The sequence below is a fragment of the Burkholderia sp. BE17 genome, assembly GCF_009362305.1.
In the GTDB taxonomy this organism is placed as follows: Bacteria; Pseudomonadota; Gammaproteobacteria; order Burkholderiales; family Burkholderiaceae; genus Burkholderia; species Burkholderia pyrrocinia_C.
Window position 1 is genome coordinate 149,893 of record NZ_WHNU01000005.1, and the last position, 24,621, is coordinate 174,513.

Consider the following 24,621-nt stretch of genomic DNA (forward strand, 5'->3'; position numbering starts at 1 on the left):
TCACGAAATCGAGGCGACGTCAACGCATTCTCGATATCAACACCATCAAGAACGAATCGAGATCAACGCGTACATCTCCCCGCTTAGCCGATGGCAATCCAGCCGCTCCCCCGGACCTCTCTCGACAGCCCTCTCGCGAATTTCAAGATAATCCAAGTCATTGTTATTCAACGACAAAATTCAATGCAGAATGTTAAATCGTATGTCACACTTTTCTAGACCATTGATTTACAACAAATTCCAACTTAACACTTAAACATTTTTGACGTTTAACGCCCGATCTCAAAAACATTCTGAACAAATCTCAATAACCGATCGAACGACGTCGTGATGGACGGCACGCGCGGACTCGTGTTTAAAATGCGAACTTCGTCTCATCGAACACTCAAGATGCGCTCCCTTCGCCTACCGTGGCGCCGCCCGCCGGACCTCTCGCACACCGAGCCCGTGCTCGGCAAGGAGCACGCGTGGCGCGTTCCCGGCACGGCCGGATCCGACCTTGCGGACGAGATGGACGGACAGCTGCACACCAACGACGACGTCCTCGACCAGCTCGGCATTGGAAGCATGGACAGCACCGCGGCGCAATTAGACGGGGCGTCCCGCGCGTCCACTGCGGCTGCTGATAGTCCCGACGGCCTGGTGGCCACACTGCACGCGCAATATTGGCGTGCGCTGACCGATCCCCATGCGGCGGCTAACGCAGAGTGGTCGCCAATGGTGGAAGAACCGGTGGCGCATGCTTGCGACCCGGACTCGCACGATGCCCTGCGTGCGCACGACGACCTGGAACGCGCCGAATCAATCGAAGCGCTGCTGTTCGGCGATCGGACGCTCGAGGACGTATTCGAGCGACTGGGTGCGCATACCGAGACAGCGCTCGACGACGAGCCGATTCCGGAGGTTTTGCGGCTCTTCGCCCCACCCGAATTTCAAGCGGCGGCCGCACGACGCGGGCGGGCGTTACCACCCGCGCTCACTCGGCGCGAACACCACGCCCTGAGCGTCGACAGTCCGCTATCCGCCCCCTCACGCAAGGACGAAGGATGACCCGGCTCACCGCCTCCGACACGCCGCATACCCATCGCTTGAGCGAGGCGCCACTCAGCGAGCAAATCGAGCGCGTCTCGGCACGCCTACGTGCACAGCCGACTACCGCGTCGCATCGTTGGGCCCTGTTCCAGTTGATGTGCGTCACCGGTGAATGGACGCGCGCAGTCCAGCAATTGCAGACGTGGGCGAAGCTCGAACCGGGCGAGGCGCCCACCGCGCAGGTGTATCGCGACTTGATCCGGGCCGAGCGCTGGCGCAAGCAGGTGGTCGAGGGACGCGAACGCCCGGGCTTTGTGCTCGAGCCGCCACCGTGGATCGATGGTCTGCAGAACGCCCTGCGCTTTGCCGCCGACGGACAGATCGAGCGGGCGGACGACGCGCGTGAGGCGGCACTCGACGCCGCACCGGGCACCGCAGTCCGGATTCCTCAGGGAAAGGCGGCCTGGATCGTCGATAGCGACTCCCGTTTCGGCCCCGTCTGCGAGGTCATCACGGCCGGGCACTACCGATGGGTGCCGTTTGCTGATCTGGTGGCTTGGCGCGTGTCGCCGCCGACGAAGCTGGCCGATCTGGTTTGGACACCGTGTACGCTCACGCTCGTCGACGGCGCGATCGTCCACGGGTTCATGCATGCCCGGTATCCGGGTTCCGAGACAGGCGGCGACGCCATGCGACTGGGGCGCGAAACGGTCTGGCTGGAGAATGGGCGAACCGGCGTTACCGCACTCGGGCAAAAGACCTGGGCGACGGATCAGGGCGACTTCAGCCTGTTCGAATTGGCCAGCACCGAGTTCGGCGCCCGTCTCGCTGACGGCGCCAGCATCGGGGAGCGTGTTGGTGACTGAGCGAAGGAAACGTCCGCCTGGGCCAGATGCGCTGGCGGTCCGTACGCCTCGGCGGGTCAACGCGCATCTGATGCCAACGCTGCTCGACCGGCTGCGCGACGATGCCCCACATCGGCAGGTCGAAGCGCCGGAGGAATATGCGGTCACGCGCAAGCAAATGCGGGACATCGTGCAGCGCGACCTCGCCTATCTGCTCAACACGACGAGCATCGAGGACCAGATCGATCGCACGCGCCATCCACATGCGGCAGCCTCGACCGTGAATTTTGGCGTGCCGCCGCTCGCTGGAGCCTTTATCGCGTCGCGCCAGTGGAACGACGTCGAGCGCATGATTCGGCAGGCCATCACGGATTTCGAGCCGCGGTTGATTCCCGACTCCCTTGTCGTGTCGCCTCGCCCCGGCAGTGACGCCGCCGGCGAACATCACAACGTCCTCGCGTTCGAAGTCCGCGGCCTGATTCACATGGATCCGTATCCGCTCGAATTCATGGTTCAGAGCTCGCTGGATCTCGAAACGAGCGAGATTCGAATTACCGGCATGCGCACCAGCTAGGCGCCGCGCGGCACCACGACAACAACGAGACCACTCCGATGGACCCGCGACTGCTCGACTACTACAACCAAGAACTCATCTACATGCGCGAGCTGGCTGCTGAATTCGCGCACGCACACCCGAAGATCGCGCGGCGCCTGGGCATGCAGGCGGGTGAAGTGGCCGATCCCTACGTCGAGCGTCTGATCGAATCGTTCAGCTTCATGGCTGCACGCATGCAGATCAAGCTCGACGCAGAATTTCCCCGCTTTACCGAGCGGCTGCTCGAGGTCATCTACCCGAACTACGTTGCACCCACACCGTCGATTGCGGTCGCGCGCATGTACCCCGGCCGGACCGAAGGCAACCTCGCCAATGGGTACCGCATCACACGCGGAACCACGTTCACCGCACGCATTCCGGATGGCGAACGAACGGCGTGTCAGTTCACGAGCGGCCAGGACGTAACGCTGTGGCCCCTCACGATCACCGAAGCGCGCCTGACCGGTATCCCGCCGGACATTCCCGGGCTCGCGCGATACGTCCCGCCCGATACACAGGTGCGCGGCGCCTTGCGGCTGCGGCTCGCGACGACCGGTGACGTCCGGATCTCTGACCTGAAGGGGCTCGACCGGCTCCCCGTCTATCTGGCCGGCGATGAGCAGGTCGCCTCCCACCTGTTCGAGCTGCTGCATGTCGGTGCAATCGCCTCCGTGATCGGCGCGCCCGGTGAGTTCGCTGCACCGGGCCGTCCGCCCGCGGCGGTCACCGAAAACGCGGTGGAACACGAAGGGCTGCGCACCGATCAGAATCTCTTGCCGCTGACGTGGACGAAATTTCACGGCCACAACCTGTTGCACGAGTATTTCGCGTGCCCAGCGCGGTTCTGGTTCTTCGCGTTGACGGGCCTGGCCGAGGGCTTTTCGAGGGTGGACGGTCGCGAGGTCGAAATCGTCGTGCTGCTCGACCGCGCGCCGGCCGAGCTCGCCAACCTCGTCGACGCATCACGCTTCGCCCTGTTCTGCACGCCGGTCATCAATCTCTTCAGCAAACATACCGACCGGATCGAGATCTCGCCGCGCGAAACCGAGTTTCATCTGGTGCCGGCGCGACTTGCGCCGCTCGATTTCGAGGTGTTCTCGGTGGAGACCGTGTACGGTCGCGTGGCCGCGACGTCCGCCGAGCTCGAGTTCCGCCCGCTCTACCAGACGCTGAACAACGATGAAGGCAACCACGGGCGCTATTTTTCGACACGGCGCGAACGACGGCTCGTGTCTGATTCGGCGCGCCGCTACGGTACGCGCACGCCCTACGTCGGCACGGAAGTGTTCCTCTCGCTGGTCGACCAGCACGAGGCACCCTATAACGAGAACATCCGCTTTTTGTCGGTCGACGCACTCTTGACGAACCGCGATCTCGCCACGCTCGTGCCGCGCGATGGCGTGCACGACCTGGAGACTGCCGAGTCCGCCCCGGTCGAGAGTATTGGCCTGATCCGCGCGCCGAGTCCACCGCTGCCGCCGTATGCCGAGCGCGAGATGGCCTGGCGTCTGATCCGCCAGCTCAATTTCAACTACCTGCCGCTCGACGATCTGGATCACCGCGAAGGCGGTCAGGGTCTGCGTGATCTGCTTCGCCTCTACGTTGCGAATAGCGATTCCGGACAAAACCGGCAAGTAGAAAGCCTGGTGGGTGTGAAGACCCGGCCGGTAACGCGGAAGCTGCCGGGGACCGGCCCGATGACGTTTGGGCGCGGCATCGAGTGCGCGTTGACCGTCGACGAAACCGGCTTCTCCGGAGTGAGCCCCTATCTCTTTGGGGTCATCCTCGAGCACTGGCTCGCACGGCACGTCTCGATCAACAGCTTTACGCAAACCGAATTGCATTCAATGCAGCGCGGCCGTATTGCGCGCTGGCCCGTGCGCACCGGCACACGCGGAGTGCTGTGATGAAGCGCGCCACGCTACCCGCGCTGCTGCGCGACAGCACGCTGTCGCCAGAGCTGCTCGAACGGCTGCAGGCCGAACCGTGGCGCTTCGGGTTCCTGTCTCTTTTGCGACGCATCGGCGCGAACCCGGCGATCGACCCGATCGGCACCGCGCGCCGGCCTCGCTCCGAGCCGTTCCGGCTCGGCCAGCAGCCGAGCCTTGCCTTTGCGCCGCGTGAAGTCGCGAGCGCGCAAGAAGCCGCGGGACGGCTGAAGGTGCGCCTGTTCGGCCTCGGCATGCTCGGCCCCAATGGTCCGCTGCCGATCCACGTCACCGAGATCGCGAAGGATCGCGAGGACAGCCGGCGGGACATGACAACGGTCGATTTTTTCGACATCTTCCATCACCGCTTCTTCACGCTGTTCTATCGCGCATGGGCGTCGGCCCAGTCGACCGCCGGCCTTGACCGACCGAGCGACGAGCGGTTTTCGTTTTACATCGCCAGTCTCACCGGACAGGACGTGGCCGAGTGTAGTCGGCGCCCCCTTCCGTCACACGCGCGTCTGGCCGCAGCGCCGCACCTCGTGCGCGAGTCGCGCAATCCGGACGGTTTGCGCGCGACGCTCGAACGCTACTTTGGCGTACCGGTCACAATCGAGGAGAACGTGTTTCACTGGATCGAAATCGATCCCGCTGATCGCGGCCGCATGGGACGTCCAGGAGCTGCGGCGACCATGGGGAAAGGTGCGATGCTCGGCCGCGTCGCACCGGATCGTCAGCATCGGTTTCGGATCGTCATCGGGCCGGTCGATCTCGACGCCTATCTGCGCTTTACGCCCCAGGGCGAGGACCTGCCCCGGCTCGTCGAATGGGTACGGGCGTTCGTCGGGTACGAGCTGGAATGGGAGCTCGAGCTGCGCATCAAACCCGAGAGTGCGCCACCGGCAGTGATGGGTGGCCGGCAACGCATGGGCTGGTCTGGATGGCTGGGACGCCCGGACCCACATAAACCCATTACCGGCATGCGCTTCGAGCCCGAGCGTTACGTGCGCCATTTCAATCGCCGTGCCCCTGATTCCGAAAATTGACCATGAGCAAGAAGCAATCCGCCGTGCACAGCAAACCCGGCCTGGCCCCCGTCACGACAACGCCGCACTTCGACTGGCTCACGCCCGTGAGCGACGGTGCGCCGTGCGGCCCGGATCTCGAATACGACCATGATTTCGTGGTCCTGTTCGCGGGCGCTGCGCCCAGGCAGGACGTGCAGTACGGCGCGTTCGTCGGTGGGCCCGAACCGCTCAACTGGAGCGAAATCGAACGGGACTGCCGGCGCCTGATGCTCCGCACGAAGGACATGCGTGTGGCCGTGCTCTACACGCGTTGCCGCGCACGCTTGGGCGGTGCGGCGGGTCTCGCGGAAGGGACGGGATTGCTCGCCACTTGGCTGCAGACATTTCCGGACGCCATCCATCCACAGGCGGGCGTTGAAGACGATCGCGAGGCCGCACTCGACATGCGAATGAACGCGTTGCAGGGTCTCGCGGACCCGGACGGGCTGCTGACCGACGTGCGCGAAATCGTGCTGATGAAGTCGACCGCCACGCGACTGCAGGTGCGCGACGTCGAGCGCGCGTTTGCGCATCCACGCCCGGCCGACGCCATCGCACCCGACTCGGTCGAGCAGCAACTGCGGGATCTACGTCTGCAACAGCCGGCGACCATGTCGGCCTTCGACGAGACAATTTCGAACCTCGCCGCGATCAACATCTGGTGCGCCGCCCATCTTGAATCGTACCTGCCCGACTTCTCGCCATTGATGCGCCTTCTTCAACTACTGCAGCGAGGCGAACCGCACACTGGATCCGCACCGGATCACACATCTGCATTCGGCGGCCCCGATCCCGATGCGCGCATGACGGATGAAGTGGCCGCGGCGGAATCCCTGCCGGTGCCACCCAACGGCGAGCGCCTCGACACGGCCCAACCGCCGTCCGTCGCGTCGCGCACTGACGGCGCGCCCAGCGACCGCCAGGCGGCTCTGGCATTGATCAGTGCAGCACGAGACTGGTTCGAGACAAATGAACCCAGCAGCCCCGTCCCGGTCTTGCTCAAGCGCGCCGAACAGTTTGTCGGGAAACGCTACGCTGAAGCTGTCAAGGCCATCCCTGCCGACCTTCTGGCGCAATGGGACGAGGCCGAAGGCCCGTGATCGCGGCAAACATCGAGCGGATACGACAGGATGGAAAACAACAGGCGCTCCACGTTCCAGTTTTCGACGGGCATCGGCGACCTGAAGCGAGTAATTCGGGAACGCCCGCCGAAGCCACGTGAGAACGAGCCGCGTCGGTCGCGAACGCGTTCACGACTGCTCGCGCTCACTGCCGCGATTGCTGTCTCAGCATTGCTCACGTGGGTATGTCTGGATGAGATCTTGATTCAGGACAGACCTGTCCCGGCCCACCGCTAACGTAGCGATTTCCTGTTCGCGCGACGTCGGATACGACCTGTCAAAAGCTTAAACGTCGCGCCAGCTGAATGAGTCCAGGCGCGAGTAAGTCGATTCGATCAATTTCTCGATCTCCTCGTCAAACTTCTCGTGGTCAAAGGCAATGTGTGGAGCAAGCCTTCCGCCCCCCCAGTAGTGGAAGGCGTCATGCACCACCTGGTCGGCATCCAAGTGGCTTCGCAGCCAATAGAAGCTGTCTGCTTCCACCTGGACTCGACTTGGAGAAGCGATGAATTTATGCTCGCTGCCACCATACATCGTTGGCGCTGAAAAGTTGCTACTCCCCACGATGGCAAGAACCGGCTTTGAGTCACTGAGAAACACCGCAACCTTGGCGTGCCATCGCAGCGGGACCTCGCCCCTTTCCGGAGGGCGAAGCGTACGTGCCTGAGCCTCAACGCCGCGTTGGATCAACGCGTCCCTCAACTCCCGGAGCTCCTTGGGGTCTTCATTGAAGCCACCGAGAAGAACCACTCGCTTCCCTTCCATCTCCTCGTCGATTCCGAAGTCGGGGGCTGTGTCTGCCAAGCGAGCGGTGAAATCAGTGAAGAAACCCGAGGCGATGTATGCGCAATCGATATCACGTGCCTTCAACGCACGCACAAACGAGTCGCGGTAGTAGCTGCCAGAGAATTGATTGCGTAGTGCGATTGCGATTGGAATGGCCCGTCTCCTTGCGTGGTGGAAGTCAAAATTGGGAGCTTCGGCAAAGCGGGCTGGGGGTGCCGACCACACTCACTGAAATCTGCACGATACAATCCGGCATCCCACGTTGTCTCCAAGGTCACTCCAGCCCCATGTCGCGTAGTTCCGCCCGTCCGTCGCGCCGAAAACCGCTGACGCGCGAAATGCTTCTCCCGTTGCCGGCCTCGAAAGTTCGCGCGCTGTCACTCGAAAACCATCTCGCTCTCGTGGCAATGCGAACGGGCAGCGGCAACGTCGATCAAATGAGCTGCCTGCTCAAGGTCGTCTACCTGTCATTTTTTCTGCTCGACGATCCAGCTCCAGAGCGCATACAAGTTTTTCGCGATGCCGAAGCCGCGCTCGAGCGGAGCTCGGCGCGTGCCGAACGCAAAGAAGGCTGGACACTGCCCGACGACGAGTGCGCGGCGATCGAGCAGCTGTTGGTTCTGCACGACCACCAGCTTGCATCACTGCCCTCTCACCGTTACACGTCTGCCTGGACGAGACTGACGCAGTTCGTCACCAGCCCCAAGCCATCGCCACTACCGGCGCGAGCAAACGACACCCCGTACGCGAATCAAGCATCCCCGTGACAGACCATCGGGCAGGTGCGGAGCCCGTCATCCACCCGGTAGGCGCGCCGAGCACTGGGCTCAGAACAACGTCGCGTGCGCTGCACTGGTGTCGATGACCGGCCGAATGCGTGTCCGCTTTCGCACCAGCTTCGGCACCTCGCCCGGTCGCCTGCCCAGTGCCGACCGAACCCGGGCAAGCTGCCGGTCGAGGTCCGCGGGCGCGGAAGCAGCCGATTGCGACAGCACCGCATCAAGCTGTTCGAGGAGCCTGCAGAGCTGGGTGGCAGCCAACACGTTGCGATCGTCCAGTTCGGTCAAAATTGCCTCCAAGTCGGCCAGACATGGGAACTACTCTAGCATGTGGCGAAGTCCCAATCGTTGCTGCCGGGGACACCCCGAACTGTACCTGCCGCCGTGTCGGCCCCTCAAGCGATCGGCATACGCATTCGTCCGCGCCAATCAGAACTCGAGCAGATTCCCCGGGTCCTGCACTTTCTCGCGTCTCGGCTGCTTGGTACGGTTTTGGTCGGTCGCCCGCCCGGCGGGGCCGCGGTCGAGTTTCGGCACCTGGTTGGCCTTCGCTGTCGGTTGATCGGCCGACTCGAATTCAACTGAAGTCGTCTTCCCGACCTCACGGCCGGCATGTTTCAGCAGCGTCTCCAAATCAGACGTCACGATCTCCGTATTGTCCTTCGCGCGTGAGGCCGCAACATATGCCGCCTCGCGGTTAAATACAAAGGCGCCGAGCTCACTGACAGCAATGATCTCCCGGTGGTTCGTCGCTCCCTGCTCCTTGTAGGAGGTGTGTGCATACGCGTGGTCGACGAATCGCAAGTCGTCGTTCTTCAGCTCCGACTCCTTCCCCTCGTGGGTCCATCGAATTTTCGCGCCAGCTTCGTCCAGCGCCACGATCGTGCCATGCGTCCCGTTATCGACGCGCTCCAAGTCCTGCCCCGGCAAACGAATGATCGCGCGCGTCTCGACCCGGTCACCCACCGAGAATTCACGGCTCTCCCAAATCGCCGGTGAAAAGTAGTCCTGCCGCTGCGGATTGATCTCGATGCGCTTGCCCTGGGCGTTCCTGGCATGAATACGGTTCTTGGCCAGGTCAAATCCGGTGACGGTCAGGACGTCCCCTTTCTCGACGCCAATTTCGCGATAAGTCTTGCGGTACACGAGTGCCGTGACTTTCTTTTGCCGCAGCATCGACGCATACCGCTGTTCCGCCTGCGTCATTTTCGGATCGTCCAGATGACGCTTCTTGAAATCGCGATCCTCGATCAAGCCCTCCTTCGCGAGCAAGGCATGAATCTCCGCGTTGATCTCCTTCCGGTCGTTGTTCGTCACGGCGACAATGCCGACCCTCGGATCCTGAATTCCTCGTGCCTTCAGTTGTGACAGGTTGTCGAGATATCGCTCGGCGACCGTGGCCGCGAGCTCGTTATCTTCCACCTCAAGTGTGTCTAGACGCCCGATCGCTTTCGCATAGTTGCCCGCCTTCATGTCCTTCAACGCCTGCCGTGTCTGCGCGGTCGCATCCCGGAAGCGCCGCGTCTCCTCAAGGATCGACACGTGCATGCCGGCCTTCTGCGCCTGTTCAAACGCGCGGCCGGCCGCCACACTGCCGTGCTGCTTGATGTCGCCCTGAAGCACCACCCTCGCGCCAATCTCTCGCGCAAGGTTCGAGATCCGCTCTGTATCGAACGCGCCCGTGAGCGACGATTCGTCCATCACGATCAGGGTCTTCTTACCTTCGACGTTCCCGTATCGACGCAAATTCGACAGCTGGGCCTGCGTCCGCGTGTATTCGATATCCAGTTCGCTCGCCGTACCCTCGCGTGCGAGATACAGGTTACTCCGGGCCGCGACGGCCTCGGCAGTGCCCACCTGCTCGAAGGTCGTCCATCGGCGTCCGAGCGTTGTGGCAAGGTTGACTGCAGCTGACATCGAGCTCGCACGGGCGCGGTCGGCGAACGTAGTAGCGTTCTCGCGTGCGCGAGCTGCACCCGGCCGATGCCGCGCAGCGGCGTCCGTTAGGAACGCACCAATTGCATTGCGAAGGTTGTCGGGCGATCGAAACACCTCGCCACGCTGGTGATCAAAGGTATACCGATGCTTGCCGTAGTCGACACCCTCGCTAGTCACCGCGAGCCTGCGTGCCTCGATGCGGCGATCCTCGGTCGCTCGAATGCTCTCCTGCCCCTCCAGCGACGTGCGCAATTCCGTCAAGCGCACCTCCATGGCACGAATCGCGCTCTCCCGCTTTGCGAAGTAGCCTGCGACCGTATCGCTCTTGATCCCGCTTGACGCTTGCAGTTCCTTCGCGGCCGCAGCGGACGTCGCTACGCCAATCATTTCCCATCCTTTCGCGAGAGCGACGTCGTTCACCATCGCGAGCGCCGCCGTCTTCCCCGTCCCTGCCTCGCCTTGAATTCCCTGAAATGAATCCGGGTGCATCAAAACGTTGCGGGCGGCGGTGATCTGCTCGTTCGAGAGCTTGAACGGCTCGCCGATCTCCATTTCCTTTCGTGCCTCGAACGCTTTGAGAGCGACATCGAACTCGTTCTCCCGATCGAGAATGACATTCTCCTCTTCCCGGCCGGCGAGAATGTTCTCTGCCAGACGCAATTCGCTGTCGATGGCTTTGTGGGTCGTGTATTGGATCTGGCCCGACGGCGACAATCCTCGTTCCACCAGGATGTGGTTCTTCACATGCTGCTCGATTGCCCATTCGACGTCGTCGATGATGCCGCGCCCGAACCTGAGCGCGGTGATCTCGAGGTCGGTCAGCGCGAAAGCCTGCTCGCGCTCGGTGAGGTGTTCGATCGCCCATGCAACCGCCTTCAATGTGCTCTCGCGGCCGTCCGGCGCCCCCCGTCCGCCGGTAACGGCCGCTGCCCGCCCGGCATGTCGCGTTGCGCGCTCGGTGGCCGACGCTTGGTCAGCACTTATCCCGTTCTGCTGCTGAGATGCGGCCTTCCCCGCCGAACGCTCTTGCGCGCGCTGAACGAATGCCGCAATGTCGAGATTCGCACCCCGCGCAGTATCTTCCCAGACCGATTGCAGCACATCTCGGGGGTGCTCCTGTTTGGCCGCGCGGCTGTCGAGTTTGGCTACCCGCCGAGAGTCAAAGCTTGCGTCGCTAGGGTCGATACCTTGCCGCAACAGCGCGTCCCGCACCTGCGCCGCACGCGTGCTAAACGTCTCAACGTGCGCTCGCGTGAACCCCTTGATTTCAAAGTCAATGCCGTTTTTTGCGTACTCGAGCTCGTAGCCGAGCTCCTTCAGCCCAGCCGCGAGTTCGGCCTTGTAGATGATGTCGCCGCGCGCCCGAAGTACGTGCAAGAGATCATTCGTGAGGCTGCGCCAGGAATGCCGGGCCTCATCGTAGACTGCTGAGACGATCACGTTGTGGCTATGGATCTGCGGCTCATTTTCGCGATTGGTCTCATGCAGCACGCTCGCGTAAAGGAGGTTGCCGGCCAGCTCCGAGCGATTGCGTCCATTCTCGTCCTTCACCCGGATCAACGACGCGTGCTTTTCGAACCATTTCATTGCTCGAGCATTGGCCGCAAGATGCGCGGCGACAACGCGTTCATCCTTACCGACGAGGCCGGCGATCGACACGCTCTTCGGCGGAGCTATCGTGAAATCGATACCCGGGCGGCGTCGCTCGCCCTTACTGTTATTGGCGAGGTTCTGGATCTTCCCGGTGTCGGGATGCGGCAGACGGCCACTGAGAAATGCGACGAATTCCTTCTTCGAGACTGCCTTCCCTCTCACGCCAAGAATCTCGGCCCCACGCCCTTCCCAGTGTGCGGTCGCCTTCTCGTTGATGTAATAGTTGTCGGCCTTCTTCCCGGCCTCGACATTGAAAGACTTGTCATGGTACAGCGCCGCATCGGCGACGCTCCTGATCGGTTCCTTTGAAATCACAGTCACACCCCGCCGAAGTCAAAGAATGCGGACGCAGTGAATCCGGTCTCACCGGGTTGAAGGGAAATATTCAGGCGGATTGCCTCGGTCTCGAGCCGCTCGCGATGTGCATATTCGGCCGGGCGATACACGACCGTGCGGACCGTCTTTTCCCCCGCCCTCAGGTAGACCCGAACCGCCGGGTACAACGTAGTGGGCTGGCTGCTCGTGAGCAACATCTCGACCGTTGCCGTCGCACCGGCATGCGCAAGAACGCGCAAATCCGACACCGTGACGCTCGTGACCTGCTGCTCGATCGGGAGGAATTTGACCGTTCGGATGGCCGGCATGTCCGTGTTCGACAATACCGGTTGGTTGGGATCCTGAGTTGCCAACCAGTCGGCTGCGATCGACCAAAGTTGCGTGAAGAATGTCCAGATCAGCGCGATCGACAACACCGCGCTGGTCATCAACCATTTGAAAAATAGCGACTTCATCAGAACAGCCCCTCGTCCTCGTCATTCGGCTTGGCATGCCCACCGTCTTCGCCCGTAGACGTCACCGCAATGGCTTCAGCAAGCATCACTTCCCCGGTATCGAGATCCGTCACAATCCACTTACCCGCCGGTTTCCCCGCCCCTTTCGCGGTTTCCTTCGCCTCGGCCTCGACACGCAACGCTTCCGCTTCTCTACGGACGCTTTCGATAGCATCCTGACCTTCGGCTACTGCAATCTTGAAGCGGGGATCGCGAGGCGGGTCTTCTTGCCGTTTCCTGAACCGATTCGCTCGCGCCCAGGGTCGGTACCAGCGAGGCACCCAATGTCGGTAATCAACCAATGCCGGTGGATAGGACGGCAACTTGAGATACGCCGTGCAATTCTTGAGCTCACCGAGCTTCGACGGCATCACCACCCATTTCTCTTGCTCGCCTTGGTTGAGTTGCCCACCGTCTCGCCAATCCGTCACGGCAATCGCCTGACCACTGTTGACGACGGCCATCTCTTTTCGGCCCAGGCGTCGCGCCATCCGGTCCATCATGTTCGGTTCGTTTGCACGCAGCATCACCGCGGTATTGAAACAGTTCATCACCGTCTCGGCTCGATCCGGTCCCATCGAAATATTGAATTGCTTGTCCGCCTGAATCCCCCCCACGACACAAACCCCGAACTTCCGAAGCGTCGCCTGCTGCTCGTCGAGCTTGATATCGCCGAGAACGTGCACTTCGTCGAGAAAGAACCAATATCGGTCCTCGTGACAAATCTCGCGCTTGGCCGCGATTGTCTTGAACCCGATAGTCAGCAACAGACGGAACAGGGGTGCGAACATCGCGTTCGTGTCATCGGTACCGACAAGAAACAACCTGGTGTCGTCGTCAACCTCGAAGAACTTCCGCATCGTCCATGTGCCATCCTGGACCGCCGAAATGCCGTTCAGATAAATCGCGATCGAGCTGATGACCCCTTGTCGTTGCCCTTTCGAATCGCCACCAACGGCTGAGCTCGCAACAGACTTTTGGATCAGCAACTCGAGCTCATCCTCAGGCATCGCCAGAATTGCCTCAGAAATGAGCCGGGTGTACTCGGCGCCGCGTTGACGAAGGCGCAAAACCATCACCGAGAACAACGCGCGCGCGGCGTCTTCAAAGAAGGCACTCGCCCCGTGCACCACTCCGCCCTTTGGTGGTAGGAACGCGTGCGAAAGGGTGTCTGCGTCGTAGGTGTTCTCCAGTTCGCGGAAGATCGACCACGCTACCGATCCGAGCATCGCCGGATTGAAGAAAAGGTCCTTTCCCGGCCGGAAATAGGCTCGATAGTATTCGCCGCTGTGGTCGTAGATAACGGACTTCTTCCCACGAGCGAACACCTGCTGCATGAGGTCATGGATGCCCAGCGACTTGCCGGTCCCTTGTGCGCCCATAAACATAATTCCCTGCATCGGCGCTGAGCGCGCCAACGCCACGTCGAGAATTCTGTAGGGTCCCGGCTCCTCCCGTTTGACCTGCTTCGTCAGATCATCCGGCTCGACAATTTCTTGAGCACCGTCGATCCGTTTGTTCTCTCTCGCGCGCCGTCCCAATCTCTTGAGCGAATACCAAATCGAGAGGTAGCCCGCGAGGCCCAGCCCCACGCTCACCCAGGCGACATACCGAAATGCGGTCACCGGTCGGGCGAGGTTCGGCGTGACCGCCCGGAACTGTGGCGCCGTCATCCATTGGACGAGTTCGCCGTCGGATTTCACGACCGTTAGGATGCGTGGTTCGCCGGCGGCATCCCGCACTCGCCACCGTCTCGGCACATCCTGGTTCACAAGGTGCGAGACGATATTCGCCTTCACCAGATCGATGTCGTGGTCCGAAAGGCTGCTCATCCACCAGATACAAGGAGCAACCATCGCGGGCAGTGCCCCGACCCAAAATGCCATCGACGCAGCATGCATCGTCAGTTTGACCCGCGTCAGAAGCAACGCTCGACCAGCACCGGCGTCCGATATAACCCGTTCGGTCATAGCCCTGCCTCCACGATCTGGGCCCCAAGTTCGACCTCGTCCACAAGCTCATATTCCGCAATCTCAGGCGGAAGCAGCGCCAACAAGGAATCCGCTCGCGCCCCGAAGTTGTCGCGCCAGCTCCGATCCGGCATCCGGAGAAAATCGGCCATTCGCGTCCCACCGTCTGCGTCGACAAACAGCACGTCGACCGCCGAAATCAGTTCATCACCGACCCGTCGATACTCGAATTGCAGCACCGACCTCGTCGCGTCGGTCGACACAAAGGTTAGGCAACGCGCGTCGTACCGCCCGGACTTCAACAGTCGGCGGTGATTGACAGAGGCGATCTCAATTGGAAGCAACATCGCCACGCTCCGTATCAAATCGCCCGTCGTCGAAGGCCCGGTCGATACGCCGCCCCTCTCGGACCGATGCGCTGATATGTCCGCGCACCTGGTCCTTCATCCCCTCTGGAATGGACGTCGCCATGCCGGGAGGTATTGCCGCAGCGGCGACGGCCCCGGCGGCAAAAACCGCTGTCTTTGAGACGAGCGCCTGAAGCGTCGCGACAGATGCTCGAAGCTGTTCGATCTCCTCCAGCAGGACCTCGTGTCGCCGGTCATATCCGGCCATCGACTCGCGATGAATCATCTTCGCGAGGGCCATTGGCGCGATTTTCCGCTTCTGCGCCTCGGCGCAGAGGTGCTCGTATTCGTCCCATTGGACGCGAAAGTGAACTGACTTCTGGGTCACCGTTGGTCTCTCCGCAAAAGCACGGTTTTGATTTTGTTTGGTGCAATTTGCACCACTTACTAACCCCATGATTCTGTGTCGAATTTTACCGCCAAATTAATTTCAGCGAAAGCAGTGATTTGAATTTTTGGTGCACAAATTCCCGCGATAAATCATGCAGTTGCGATGGTTTTGACGTCTGCACGGTACGTGCGTCATGTCTGTGCCTTTGGGAGGGGCGGTCTGGGCTTTTCCACGGGCGGACGAATGGTTGGAAAAGGCGGGCCCCGATGATTCCGGACGATGCCGGGAATTGCTTTTTAGGCGTGAGAAAGCGATGATTCTCGGGCGCACGCAGGCCGGCATCGTCCGGTCCAAATTCACTATAAGAGGAGTCCAATGAACCAACAAACTGACACGAGTGCGAAGCCGCGTGGTCGTCGACCGGCAGCGTCTCTCGCTGAGAGAATCGCCGAAGCCGAGCGACACCTCGCGGGCTTGCGAGAGCAGCAAAAGCGTGAGGAAAAGGAGAACCTCGAAAAGAACCGCAAGGCGATTCTCGATCTGTTCAGAAGTGAACGCCTCGACGTGATTCCGGTCGAGCGATGGAAGGAGCTGGTGCCGCAACTGAAAGCGCTGGTTGGTGACGGCTCGCCGAGCGGTAGCGACGCGACCGGCAGCGACCAGCGCGCAGCGAACGAAGCCGGCGCGGCTGCTCAGGCAGCGTAGCGTTTTCCACAAATCCACGGCAGCGAACGGACGGCCGCGATTTCTCCAAATCGCACGAGCCGTCCGCCGCGCGAGATGTCCACAACGTCGTTCGTTGTGGATATCTCGGAAGGCGCGGGCTGCGGTGGAGCTTGTCGGGAAACGCGCCGGGCTGGGAAGTTGACGCATGAACCGCGACCGGCGGCGGGACGCGTTTGCGTGACGAAGTCACGGCAAGAGCGTTCTGCCGCCGTCCATTTTCAGGGACCAGTGGGTGAAGGCGACGAAGTCGCCGTAACTCACTCCGGCAGGACCTCATCCCGGTCGGATAAGACCGGGATCTGGATAGCTGCCACCATAGTCGACGCACCAGCACCGCCATCAATTTCCGACATTCGGATCGATCGAGGTCCACGTATGCGGTCCGCGGAGGAACGCGCAGCGTTCCGGAGCCTGGAGTCGCGAGCAGCTGCATTGCAACGCAATGCGCGCGCAGCGGATGCTCGTTCGGAAGATCGGGTGAGCGGCGCGCTAGCGCCGCGAACCGGATCGGACGGACTCATTTGGAGCAAGACTTTGCTCCAAATCGCGAGTGCGGCACCGGCGCGCGCGGTGTGGATTCGGAGCGAAGCGGAGGAGCCACACCGCGCGCGCCGGCCGCGACTATGCAGACCGGCACGCCAGCCGCCCCGAAGTTTCGCAGGCGAAAAATTCAGGGCGTCGGGCGGGCGCTATGCGCGGTGGGCAATTGGAAAATCGGACCTCTTCGACAAGGGCGGCCACCTCAACGGTTCGCCCGCCCCTACGCTAGAATGGTATGTCCGCACATTTCACGATGACCGGCAACTTGGCTTTGCAAGCGGCGATGTCGGGTAGCTTACCCAGTTCGCTATATCGACTGGCGATCCATCGGCCAAATTCGTCGTCAACGTCGTATGCCCAGACCCCACCCCACGGCCCGAAGTCTTTGACGAATGCCGCCAGCGCGGCCACCGACTCAACGGCGACGTCTGCGAAAAATTGGTACAGCTCGACGTGCCCGCCCTTGTAGTCCGCGAGCGAAAGTCGTTGGTTGAAACCGATCGCGATCGCGGCCGCGCTGATCGCAATTGCGTGGATGTCTCCTTGGTTTGCCATGCTGGTAACTCCCTTCGTGATGCAACATCGAGAAATCGATTACCGCGTAACGGTTCCCGTCTCGGCCAACTTTCCTGCGTCCATTCAGTGCTTTGGCCGGGCACCTCGGCGCCGGCCATAGGTTCATCACGCTACTGCGCGGCACGCAAGAATCCGATCGTCGTTTCCGGCATATCGGCAAACAGCCTCCACGCCAGATCCTGCATCATCGAGCGCGGTTCCGTGTCGCAAGCACCGTATCCGTGGGCGAAAAGTTTGGCTGTTTTTCTCCATTCATCGATGGCGAAGTAGCAAGCCTGTATCGGCGACATTGCGTCCGGCCCAACGATTCGCTTCCACGCTTCCATTAGCGCATTCGACGCAGCGATACTCAACACCTCTGCCACTCGGTCGAGTTCGGGCCCGTCGAGCAGCAACCATTCCGATGCTGACATCGAGACAGAAATTTCCGGTTGATAGGTCATTTTCATGGTGGTCCTCGGCTTCTACCTGTCTACTTAGAGGGGCTCTATTCGTGCCGTCCGCACGGGCAGTGCGACGGGTTGATTCCGGTGTGCGGGCACCCGCCCCATTCGCGAATCTGTTTCTGCATCTGTTCCAGTTCCTCCGGCGTGGCATAGTCCATGGTCTTTGCAATTTCGAGGGCGACGGGTCGAAGCGATGCCTCCAGCTCCGGGAGGAATGCATTAACGTCGGCCGTGAACAGTTTCACGAACAGTTCCCAAGAAAGGCCGCAGCGACGCTGCGCTGAAGCGGCCATCACATCGAGTTCTGCCGCGATGCCGTCACGCGTGCTCAGGTCCCGGGTCCGCATGCCGACCGCGCCGCGCTTCTCCATCGATGCGTCACGAAGGGGTCGGGCGTCGACCCGATTCGCCGGATACGGCATGTACCCGTCCGCCTGACCACACGCCGTTGCGCCGCGCTTCGTCTTGTCGTCCCGCGTGACCAAGCTGATGCGGCGCAGTACACAACGGGCCAGCGTCTTGAGAGCATTTGCGTAGGTATTCATCGACCTCTCCTTACAGGGGCATCGGCGACCAAGCGCCGGGGGCATGGCGATACAGCGTGACGCGCTTGCACTCGCCATCGATCATGGTTTCGACACGCACGGCACGCACGTCGTCTTCCTCTCGACGCCAGCGGTGCATCACGCGGATATCCGCGTTCAGATCACAGCCCAGAAAGAAAGCGGCGATGCGGCGAAGAAGATTCGATTTCATATGCCCTCCATGCGGTTTATGGGGTTCAGGCCGACCGGGACCCAAGATTCAGAGTCCCTTCGTAGGGGTTGTTTCTGCCCGATCGGCAGCTGCTTCCGTGCTGCCGCCAGTCCCCTGAGTTCGTCGTCCCGGCGACTAAGGAGACCGCAGCCGCGGACTGGCAAGGGCGTGCCCGCAGGCCGCAGCGGAGCGCAGCCGAAGGCGAGCACCGAACGGGCGAGGACACGGCGAAGCGAACCCTTGCCAGTCCGTGGCGGAGGGCTACGGTCGCGAAAAGGGACGGCGAACTCAGGGGGCTGGCGACGGTGGCGGCACGTCGCGCGAGGGCAGAAACGCCGCGCGGCGAGCGCCCTTATGCGGCCGAAGGCCGCATCACTTCAGCGGGTGTGCTCGAAAGGGACGCCGTCCCTTTCGAGTTCCCGCGCGAGCGGCGCGTATCACTGGATATGCCGCTCGCGGCACTGGATGGCTGCACACGCCTGGCGGCATCGCGCCATTGAAAAAGCCCCACGTGGGGGGCCTCTCGTTAGAACCCGATTTGCTCCCAATGGGCGCGAATCAGCAAGTATTCCGGTAGTCCCGTGCAGCTGCCGTCGGTGATCCGCCCGCGCCGAATTCGCACCCATCCATGCCCCGCAATCGTCAGCAATCCGGCATGGCATTCGTGGATTGCGACGATGCAGCGTTCAAGTGTGTTCGAGCTGATCGTCGCATTCATACCTCGGTGCCCCCAATCCATGACGAGCCAAGAAACGCGTCGGCCCCGCCCGCGTCCAAAACGCTTTCGCGGACTTGCACGTCGCTCAATCGAGCGATGACACCATCAAGCGTCCACGCATCGATAGACGCGAATTCCACTAGAGCGCGACCGCATAGATCACGCACGGAAAGCGGCTCTGCAAGGTCGGCGGCCGGTAAGTCCGCCAAGTCGAAGACCTTCACTCCCGATGTTGTCCCGTAGAACACGGTTTCCTCCAATTCGCGTCTAGTAGCCGAGCCAGTCAAGCACCTCTTTTCCCTCGTATTCCTCGCGGTCGCCAACCTCTTTGAGGAACGCCGGGAATCCCCCTTCAGCGTCGTGCCGCGCGATCTCTGCCTCTGCTTCGGCGCGCGTGACAATCCAATCGCAGGCTTCTTCGTAGCTGTATGCGGGCATGCTGGATCCTCTTAAATGAATTGCTGCGCGATCCGGGCCAGTTTGCTCCGGACGATCATGCTGTAGCTGTGCAGCGCGACTCGCCATGCAGGCGCATTCAGCACGAGCAGCAGATAGTTGCGGGCCTCGGTGTCGATACCACCCGCACGGCCGATGTTCTTGAGCGCGTGTGCCGCGACGAGGAACGGCATACTGCTTTCCACATATTGCGCTTCGAACTCCTCCGGCGTGATCCACGCGGACACAACACGCCCATCGCGGACGGTGAGCACCTGAGTCGTGCGCGCGGTGTGACGGCTATATCCGAATGAGACAAGAATGGCCGGGTTTCGGACGGCGTCGAGATAGACAGGTTCACGCGCGTCGCGCCGGTCACGCCCCTTAAGCTGTTGAGCAGTCTCGTTGGCTTCAGGCCGCGTCGAATTCGTAAGCGTCATGGACGGAAAAATGTGTGCCTTGGTCCGAACGCGGCGGCCGGTCTCGGCGTGCGCGTAGTGGACGAACTCAAGAGTATAGGGACGTCCTGCGCGATCCGTATCAGCGAAATGCTCGCGCGTGATTGTGCACGGGATTTGCATGGCGTAGCCTTTCAGGAGTTGGGGAGGTTGAGCGCTCCCTGAAGGGCAGCGAGCTGAACGGCAGTGAGCATAGAGACGGCAATTTCCAGCTTGCGCTCAACGATCATCACCGCGTAGACATCGGCGAGTGCCCGCGCCTCTGGGCACAGTGTCGGGTACTCGTTCGGGCCTTCGGGCGCCGGAAATTTCGCGCGCCATATGTTGATAGCGCGCTCGATCTTTTCAATTGCGAGTCGGGTCATGTTTTGCTCCGGGTGTGGCGGGTATGCGTCTATTCATGCCGCCCGCAGGGGCAGCAGTCTGGGTCGATACCGGTGAGAGAACACCCCCCGGACTCGCGAATTTCGTCCTGCATCTTTTTCCGTTCATCGGGCGTGGCGTAGTCCATGGTCTTTGCTATTTCGAGGGCTACTGGCCGGAGCGGTGCTTCGAGCTCGCGAAGGAGCGTCTCCACGTCGACCGAGAACCACTTCACGGCCAGTTCATAGGAGAGTCCGCAGCGACGGTTCGCATCGGCGGCCATCGATTCGAGCTCGGCTGCGATGCCATCTCGCGTCCGCAGCTTGCGACGCCGCTCGCAAACCGCCTCGAATGACGCCATGAAGGCATCGCGAAGCGGCTGGACATCGATCAGCAGGGCGGGACAGTTCATTTCCTCGTCCGCCCTAGCGCCCATCTCGCCACTAAGCTTCGCGAAGCGGAGTGCCGAGCGCAATTCTTTCGAGGTGTTCTTGTCGTCGCCCGCGACCAAGCTGACGCGGTGCAGCGCCCAGTGGGTCCGGGCTTCGAGGGCATTTGCGTAGGTGTTCATCGTCTCTTCTCCTTACAGGGGCATCGGCGACCAAGCGCCGGGGGCATGGCGGTACAGGGTCACGCGCTTGCACTCGCCATCGATCACGGTTTCGACACGCACGGCGCGCACGTCGTCTTCCTCTCGACGCCAGCGGTGCATCACGCGGATATCCGCGTTCAGGTCACAGCCCAGAAAGAAAGCGGCGATGCGGCGAAGAAGGTTCGATTTCATATGCGCTCCATGCGGTTTAAGGGGTTCAGGCTGACCGGGACCCAAGATTCAGAGTCCCTTCGTAGGGGTTGTTTCTGCCCGATCGGCAGCTGCTTCCGTGCTGCCGCCAGTCCCCTGAGTTCGTCGTCCCGGCGACTAAGGAGACCGCAGCCGCGGACTGGCAAGGGCGTGCCCGCAGGCCGCAGCGGAGCGCAGCCGAAGGCGAGCACCGAACGGGCGAGGACACGGCGAAGCGAACCCTTGCCAGTCCGTGGCGGAGGGCTACGGTCGCGAAAAGGGACGGCGAACTCAGGGGGCTGGCGACGGTGGCGGCACGTCGCGCGAGGGCAGAAACGCCGCGCGGCGAGCGCCCCTATGCGGCCGAAGGCCGCATCACTTCAGGGGGTGGGAAGTCCAGAAGGGGCGAAGCCCCGTCTGGCCGGCGAAGCCGGAAGGCAAGCGATGAAAGCCCGAAGGGGCGAGACCCGGAACGGGGCTCGATGCGCAGCTCGCGCAGCGAGATGAGCACGCCGTAGCGGTTTCCGGGCGGAGCCCGGAAATGCCCCTGCACCGACCTCAACCAGCTAAGCAACGAGCTCGAATGCGGCTACTGAGATTGTGCCAACGGTCGACACTGCCCCAGCCTGGACTGAAAATGCCGCTCAAAGGCCTCGGCACTCTGCAAGTCATTCCACTCGATCACCGCATTTTCGCTATTCGCGCGCGCGCCGGCGGCGCTGTAATTGATGCTGCCGGTCTGAACGCTGCGACCGTCGAGAATTATTGTCTTATCGTGCATCAGTTTGAAACGGTCGACGGTGCAGACATACACGCCAGCCCGGGCCAGATAGTCAAGGCCGCGGTGGATATACCCGCCGCGATCGTTGGCAATGCTCTCACCATAGTCCACCGCGATCGCGACCTGCACGCCCGCACGGGCTTTCGATGCCAGCGCCTCGATCAACGGCCGATAGGTCATCACGTAGGCGAGCACATGAATCGACTTACGCGCGGAATTGACGCCATACATCACGAGGTCCATTCCGTTGTCCTCAGGAGAAAAGGCATACCAGTTGACGCGCTCGGTGGGTGCAACCGCCATGTGCGTCGTGACGGCCGCCTCGAGCTGGGCACTCCAGGGCGAGGCGTGGACGGCGGGCGGCAATGCGGCGCCGGCGGCGACCATGAACAGCTGTGCTGCGCGCCGAAGTGGTGAAGTGATCATGACTCGCTTGCTCCGTGGACGCACGCGCTGCGCGCGGCGAACACTGGGAACCGGTCGCATTCGATCGCGCGCCCGACTGTAACGTGCGTGGCATGCCGGTCGGCCTGCGTCGTCACATACACCCACGCGGCCGCGCCGAGCGCGAAGCGCGAGGCGATGACGCCCTCCTCTTCAAGGGCTAGATGATTCGCGGCCTGCTCGGTCGCAGGGATCTCGGACCAGTCACCGATCGCATGACGGACGACGAACTCCATCTCGCGGCGGTCCTCCGCGGCAAGCTGGGCGCGCGCCGCATCGGACAGCTGGATCGCGCCCGTGCGAACAATCGGCTGGAGAGGGAGTGCCTGAACGACGTCCGCGGCTCCATCGGTCAGGTAGCAGTGCCATTCGGGCTGCAGGTCACCGATTAGCTTCTGCGCCTGGCGCTGTTGGCGGACGGTAAGATCGTGGAAATAATGGAGCGTGGGCATGAGTTCACCGTATATCGTTGTCTTCGCAATGAAGCGGAAGCGGCAGAACCGCCTGAATCTGGCCAGTCACCGCCGACCGCCCTTCTGCTGTCGCGAGGTCGTTGAAGTCGGTCGGTCTCCCGATCAGAGAGATAAACGCCGGGGAGACCACCCGGCCGCGCAGGATGCGTGCGGCCTCCTCACCAGCTTCGAGGCCCTTGTTGCGTGTCGTGATGCGGATGTGCGGGTGGTCATCGGCGGATTTCACGATGTCGATGGTCACGCCTCGAACAAGCCCGCGCACCCGCTCCACCGACAGCCGATACTTCCCGTTCTCGGCCGCGTGCCATTGGCCGTCAGCGACTGCGCCGGCGGCGACCACTTCGCGGGCCTGTTCGCCAGCGCCGGCGCACACCATCAGTGTCTGCGCCGAGCTCGGCGCGGACGTACCGAGCTCGGCGATCCGCTCGAGCGCGCCATCGAGAAAGTACTGGTCGTTGTCGGCGCACACGACTTTCGGTTGCGCCATCGGCAGAACACGTACGAGTTCCTTGGCGACCTGAACGAGATTGTCGGCGTCGAAGCAGACGACGACGGGCATCCCGGTCGCCTCGTACAACGTGGCCCCCGTCGCGTATCCTTCGGCAAATAGCACCGCCGGCGCGTTGGCAAGATCTGCCACACGGTGCGCGCCGATGAGATGGAATGCGCCGGTCTTCCGGGCACCCTTGACGAAGAGCTTCGAACCATCGGGGCCCAGTACCTGGGCGGTGAGCAGGCTATCGTCGACGCCCCGACCGGGCACCACCAGATACAGGTCGCGGGAACGCTTGAAGGCCGCGAGATTGAGCAGGCCTGCCATGTCGTCCGTGGAGCCATTCGCGAGACGCAATCCGTAAGCACCGACCCCTTTCTTCTTCAGGTAGGGGTGGACGTCATGCCCCGCTCGCGCGAGCCCCGTCAGAATTCCGAGCGTCCGACGCGCGACGGCGCGCTGCTCGGCGAGACGCTCGGCGTCGCGGATCGCCTGACGCTCGCGATCTTGCGCCTCGAGCGCAGCGCGCTGTTCGCGCGACAGCGTGCCCGACTTGAAGCGCCACGGACCCGATGCGCCCTTGAAGTTCCGGATGTAGCCGCGCCAGACTCCGCCTTTGAATTCGAGCCGATAGCTGCCGTTCAACCGCGGACCGTTGCGCGTCTCGATGTTCGCACAGTGCCATTTCCCGTCCGGGATTACGCGACCCGGTACCAGCTGATAGCTTTTCATCGCGTCCCTGAAGTCGGCCAGCACATCCTCCGGGTTGATACCGGCATGACGGAGCGCAGACTCGTCGACGACCCACTTCGCGAAGGGTGTCCGATCGGCTGTCGTCGCAATCCAGCACAGGCGGTGTTTGCTGTCGAACTCAGCGCCAAGTGCGCGCGCCTTTGCGATGTCCGGGTAAGGTACCGCGAGGTAGATGCGGCTTGCCGGATCATGCTGCGTCTGCGATCGGCGGCCGGCGCTATTGCGCTGTGACTGGGGAATCGACCGGAGAAATCGGTCCACAGCACGGTCCTGACCGCGATTCGAACGTCTTGCCATTTCGGTGATCTGCATGTGTGGCCCCTTCGGTCAAAGGTCGAGGGCACGACGGATCTCAGCAGCTTTCATGCGCTGACCGGCTGCAACCCCGTCCGCACGAGCTTTCCGGAAGATCGCAATCAACGACGGGAGAAGTGCGACGGGCGTGTCGACCGGCAGCGTAAAGAGCGGCCCGCCGTCCGGATCCTCATCCCACACTTCCAGCCGATAGGTATTTCGGACGACCACTTCCGGCCCGCCATGCGGAATCAGTTCCTCGCCATCCTGCGTCATCGCATCGCTCATCAGTTCCATCGCTC

The 24,621-nt window shown here is 62.1% G+C and carries 28 protein-coding genes; 8 read left to right on the forward strand and 20 right to left on the reverse strand.

Annotated elements, in window-relative coordinates:
- Positions 1-330 precede the first annotated feature (330 nt).
- The 6 genes from GD429_RS07065 to GD429_RS07090 are packed head-to-tail and all read left to right on the forward strand — an operon-like array spanning position 331 to position 6,567.
- Positions 331-1,050 carry a TagK domain-containing protein gene (locus tag GD429_RS07065; protein WP_152856290.1) on the forward strand — a complete coding sequence of 240 codons (720 nt, stop codon included), beginning with the start codon at positions 331-333 and terminating at the stop codon, positions 1,048-1,050.
- Positions 1,047-1,898, forward strand: coding sequence for a type VI secretion system accessory protein TagJ (locus GD429_RS07070; RefSeq protein WP_152856291.1), 852 nt, complete (start codon positions 1,047-1,049; stop codon positions 1,896-1,898). Before GD429_RS07065 ends, GD429_RS07070 begins: the two co-directional genes overlap by 4 nt.
- A complete protein-coding gene (gene tssE, locus GD429_RS07075; RefSeq protein WP_321574446.1) occupies positions 1,891-2,451 on the forward strand; it encodes a type VI secretion system baseplate subunit TssE in 561 nt (186 codons plus the stop codon). The genes GD429_RS07070 and tssE overlap by 8 nt, the downstream gene beginning before the upstream one ends.
- 38 nt (positions 2,452-2,489) lie before the next feature.
- The gene (gene tssF, locus GD429_RS07080) at positions 2,490-4,379 is read left to right on the forward strand and encodes a type VI secretion system baseplate subunit TssF (protein ID WP_152856292.1); all 1,890 of its coding nucleotides are present in this window, start codon (positions 2,490-2,492) and stop codon (positions 4,377-4,379) included.
- Complete coding sequence (gene tssG, locus GD429_RS07085) at positions 4,379-5,446, forward strand: type VI secretion system baseplate subunit TssG (protein WP_152856293.1); 1,068 nt, start codon at positions 4,379-4,381, stop codon at positions 5,444-5,446. Before tssF ends, tssG begins: the two co-directional genes overlap by 1 nt.
- Before the next feature lie 2 nt (positions 5,447-5,448).
- Positions 5,449-6,567, forward strand: coding sequence for an ImpA family type VI secretion system protein (locus GD429_RS07090; RefSeq protein WP_152856294.1), 1,119 nt, complete (start codon positions 5,449-5,451; stop codon positions 6,565-6,567).
- A 306-nt stretch (positions 6,568-6,873) separates the two neighbouring features.
- On the opposite strand, the gene GD429_RS07095 is transcribed toward GD429_RS07090, so the two are convergent.
- Entirely contained in the window at positions 6,874-7,599 is a 726-nt protein-coding gene (locus tag GD429_RS07095) for a phospholipase D family protein (RefSeq protein ID WP_152856295.1), read from the reverse strand.
- Between the two features lie 62 nt (positions 7,600-7,661).
- Here GD429_RS07095 and GD429_RS07100 point away from each other — a divergent pair, with 62 nt between their 5' ends.
- Complete coding sequence (locus tag GD429_RS07100; RefSeq protein ID WP_152856296.1) at positions 7,662-8,141, forward strand: hypothetical protein; 480 nt, start codon at positions 7,662-7,664, stop codon at positions 8,139-8,141.
- Between the two features lie 60 nt (positions 8,142-8,201).
- On the opposite strand, the gene GD429_RS07105 is transcribed toward GD429_RS07100, so the two are convergent.
- The 6 genes from GD429_RS07105 to GD429_RS07130 all read right to left on the reverse strand — a co-directional run bounded on the left by GD429_RS07105 (position 8,202) and on the right by GD429_RS07130 (position 15,279).
- Positions 8,202-8,441 (reverse strand): hypothetical protein, encoded by a 240-nt coding sequence (locus GD429_RS07105; protein WP_152856297.1) that lies wholly within the window; start codon positions 8,439-8,441, stop codon positions 8,202-8,204.
- Between the two features lie 141 nt (positions 8,442-8,582).
- On the reverse strand, positions 8,583-12,059 hold the full coding sequence (mobF, locus tag GD429_RS07110) for a MobF family relaxase (RefSeq protein WP_321574447.1): 3,477 nt from the start codon (positions 12,057-12,059) through the stop codon (positions 8,583-8,585).
- 2 nt (positions 12,060-12,061) lie between these two features.
- Complete coding sequence (locus GD429_RS07115) at positions 12,062-12,535, reverse strand: hypothetical protein (protein ID WP_152856298.1); 474 nt, start codon at positions 12,533-12,535, stop codon at positions 12,062-12,064.
- A complete protein-coding gene (locus GD429_RS07120) occupies positions 12,535-14,544 on the reverse strand; it encodes a type IV secretion system DNA-binding domain-containing protein (RefSeq protein ID WP_152856299.1) in 2,010 nt (669 codons plus the stop codon). The genes GD429_RS07115 and GD429_RS07120 overlap by 1 nt, the downstream gene beginning before the upstream one ends.
- Positions 14,541-14,891 carry a hypothetical protein gene (locus tag GD429_RS07125; protein WP_152856300.1) on the reverse strand — a complete coding sequence of 117 codons (351 nt, stop codon included), beginning with the start codon at positions 14,889-14,891 and terminating at the stop codon, positions 14,541-14,543. The genes GD429_RS07120 and GD429_RS07125 overlap by 4 nt, the downstream gene beginning before the upstream one ends.
- Positions 14,875-15,279 (reverse strand): hypothetical protein, encoded by a 405-nt coding sequence (locus GD429_RS07130; protein WP_124759518.1) that lies wholly within the window; start codon positions 15,277-15,279, stop codon positions 14,875-14,877. The genes GD429_RS07125 and GD429_RS07130 overlap by 17 nt, the downstream gene beginning before the upstream one ends.
- A 378-nt stretch (positions 15,280-15,657) precedes the next feature.
- On the opposite strand from GD429_RS07130, the gene GD429_RS07135 reads away from it, so the two are divergent.
- Entirely contained in the window at positions 15,658-15,987 is a 330-nt protein-coding gene (locus GD429_RS07135) for a hypothetical protein (RefSeq protein WP_193727070.1), read from the forward strand.
- 786 nt (positions 15,988-16,773) lie between these two features.
- Here GD429_RS07135 and GD429_RS07140 read toward each other — a convergent pair.
- The 13 genes from GD429_RS07140 to GD429_RS07195 form a co-directional block, all read right to left on the reverse strand.
- Positions 16,774-17,103 carry a hypothetical protein gene (locus GD429_RS07140; RefSeq protein WP_152856301.1) on the reverse strand — a complete coding sequence of 110 codons (330 nt, stop codon included), beginning with the start codon at positions 17,101-17,103 and terminating at the stop codon, positions 16,774-16,776.
- 131 nt (positions 17,104-17,234) lie between these two features.
- Positions 17,235-17,573, reverse strand: coding sequence for a hypothetical protein (locus tag GD429_RS07145; protein WP_152856302.1), 339 nt, complete (start codon positions 17,571-17,573; stop codon positions 17,235-17,237).
- Positions 17,574-17,611: 38 nt separating this feature from the next.
- Complete coding sequence (locus tag GD429_RS07150) at positions 17,612-18,115, reverse strand: hypothetical protein (RefSeq protein ID WP_152856303.1); 504 nt, start codon at positions 18,113-18,115, stop codon at positions 17,612-17,614.
- A 10-nt stretch (positions 18,116-18,125) separates the two neighbouring features.
- The gene (locus GD429_RS07155; protein WP_152856304.1) at positions 18,126-18,326 is read right to left on the reverse strand and encodes a hypothetical protein; all 201 of its coding nucleotides are present in this window, start codon (positions 18,324-18,326) and stop codon (positions 18,126-18,128) included.
- A gap of 985 nt (positions 18,327-19,311) precedes the next feature.
- A complete protein-coding gene (locus tag GD429_RS40310; protein ID WP_193727071.1) occupies positions 19,312-19,482 on the reverse strand; it encodes a hypothetical protein in 171 nt (56 codons plus the stop codon).
- Positions 19,483-19,493: 11 nt separating this feature from the next.
- Complete coding sequence (locus GD429_RS07160; protein ID WP_152856305.1) at positions 19,494-20,060, reverse strand: hypothetical protein; 567 nt, start codon at positions 20,058-20,060, stop codon at positions 19,494-19,496.
- 11 nt (positions 20,061-20,071) lie between these two features.
- Positions 20,072-20,302 carry a DUF3717 domain-containing protein gene (locus GD429_RS07165; protein WP_152856306.1) on the reverse strand — a complete coding sequence of 77 codons (231 nt, stop codon included), beginning with the start codon at positions 20,300-20,302 and terminating at the stop codon, positions 20,072-20,074.
- A gap of 29 nt (positions 20,303-20,331) precedes the next feature.
- Positions 20,332-20,871, reverse strand: coding sequence for a hypothetical protein (locus GD429_RS07170; protein WP_152856307.1), 540 nt, complete (start codon positions 20,869-20,871; stop codon positions 20,332-20,334).
- Positions 20,872-20,883: 12 nt separating this feature from the next.
- Positions 20,884-21,084, reverse strand: a complete 201-nt coding sequence (locus tag GD429_RS07175; protein ID WP_152856308.1) for a hypothetical protein — start codon at positions 21,082-21,084, stop codon at positions 20,884-20,886.
- Positions 21,085-21,670: 586 nt separating this feature from the next.
- Positions 21,671-22,288: a phospholipase D-like domain-containing protein gene (locus tag GD429_RS07180; RefSeq protein WP_227791575.1), complete on the reverse strand. Its 618-nt coding sequence runs from the start codon at positions 22,286-22,288 to the stop codon at positions 21,671-21,673.
- Complete coding sequence (locus GD429_RS07185; RefSeq protein WP_152856309.1) at positions 22,285-22,758, reverse strand: hypothetical protein; 474 nt, start codon at positions 22,756-22,758, stop codon at positions 22,285-22,287. The genes GD429_RS07180 and GD429_RS07185 overlap by 4 nt, the downstream gene beginning before the upstream one ends.
- Before the next feature lie 4 nt (positions 22,759-22,762).
- Entirely contained in the window at positions 22,763-24,337 is a 1,575-nt protein-coding gene (locus GD429_RS07190) for a DUF5710 domain-containing protein (protein ID WP_152856310.1), read from the reverse strand.
- 15 nt (positions 24,338-24,352) lie between these two features.
- Positions 24,353-24,616: a hypothetical protein gene (locus GD429_RS07195; RefSeq protein ID WP_152856311.1), complete on the reverse strand. Its 264-nt coding sequence runs from the start codon at positions 24,614-24,616 to the stop codon at positions 24,353-24,355.
- Positions 24,617-24,621 lie beyond the last annotated feature (5 nt).

Coding starts and splice junctions, on each gene's coding strand:
- GD429_RS07065 (WP_152856290.1), top strand. CDS start 331: ATGGACGGCACGCGCGGACTCGTGTTTAAAATGCGAACTTCGTCTCAT.
- GD429_RS07070 (WP_152856291.1), top strand. CDS start 1,047: ATGACCCGGCTCACCGCCTCCGACACGCCGCATACCCATCGCTTGAGC.
- tssF (WP_152856292.1), top strand. CDS start 2,490: ATGGACCCGCGACTGCTCGACTACTACAACCAAGAACTCATCTACATG.
- tssG (WP_152856293.1), top strand. CDS start 4,379: ATGAAGCGCGCCACGCTACCCGCGCTGCTGCGCGACAGCACGCTGTCG.
- GD429_RS07090 (WP_152856294.1), top strand. CDS start 5,449: ATGAGCAAGAAGCAATCCGCCGTGCACAGCAAACCCGGCCTGGCCCCC.
- GD429_RS07100 (WP_152856296.1), top strand. CDS start 7,662: ATGTCGCGTAGTTCCGCCCGTCCGTCGCGCCGAAAACCGCTGACGCGC.
- GD429_RS07115 (WP_152856298.1), bottom strand. CDS start 12,535: ATGAAGTCGCTATTTTTCAAATGGTTGATGACCAGCGCGGTGTTGTCG.
- GD429_RS07120 (WP_152856299.1), bottom strand. CDS start 14,544: ATGACCGAACGGGTTATATCGGACGCCGGTGCTGGTCGAGCGTTGCTT.
- GD429_RS07125 (WP_152856300.1), bottom strand. CDS start 14,891: ATGTTGCTTCCAATTGAGATCGCCTCTGTCAATCACCGCCGACTGTTG.
- GD429_RS07135 (WP_193727070.1), top strand. CDS start 15,658: ATGAACCAACAAACTGACACGAGTGCGAAGCCGCGTGGTCGTCGACCG.
- GD429_RS07140 (WP_152856301.1), bottom strand. CDS start 17,103: ATGGCAAACCAAGGAGACATCCACGCAATTGCGATCAGCGCGGCCGCG.
- GD429_RS07145 (WP_152856302.1), bottom strand. CDS start 17,573: ATGAAAATGACCTATCAACCGGAAATTTCTGTCTCGATGTCAGCATCG.
- GD429_RS07150 (WP_152856303.1), bottom strand. CDS start 18,115: ATGAATACCTACGCAAATGCTCTCAAGACGCTGGCCCGTTGTGTACTG.
- GD429_RS07155 (WP_152856304.1), bottom strand. CDS start 18,326: ATGAAATCGAATCTTCTTCGCCGCATCGCCGCTTTCTTTCTGGGCTGT.
- GD429_RS40310 (WP_193727071.1), bottom strand. CDS start 19,482: ATGCCCGCATACAGCTACGAAGAAGCCTGCGATTGGATTGTCACGCGC.
- GD429_RS07160 (WP_152856305.1), bottom strand. CDS start 20,060: ATGCAAATCCCGTGCACAATCACGCGCGAGCATTTCGCTGATACGGAT.
- GD429_RS07165 (WP_152856306.1), bottom strand. CDS start 20,302: ATGACCCGACTCGCAATTGAAAAGATCGAGCGCGCTATCAACATATGG.
- GD429_RS07170 (WP_152856307.1), bottom strand. CDS start 20,871: ATGAACACCTACGCAAATGCCCTCGAAGCCCGGACCCACTGGGCGCTG.
- GD429_RS07175 (WP_152856308.1), bottom strand. CDS start 21,084: ATGAAATCGAACCTTCTTCGCCGCATCGCCGCTTTCTTTCTGGGCTGT.
- GD429_RS07180 (WP_227791575.1), bottom strand. CDS start 22,288: ATGATCACTTCACCACTTCGGCGCGCAGCACAGCTGTTCATGGTCGCC.
- GD429_RS07185 (WP_152856309.1), bottom strand. CDS start 22,758: ATGCCCACGCTCCATTATTTCCACGATCTTACCGTCCGCCAACAGCGC.
- GD429_RS07190 (WP_152856310.1), bottom strand. CDS start 24,337: ATGCAGATCACCGAAATGGCAAGACGTTCGAATCGCGGTCAGGACCGT.
- GD429_RS07195 (WP_152856311.1), bottom strand. CDS start 24,616: ATGGAACTGATGAGCGATGCGATGACGCAGGATGGCGAGGAACTGATT.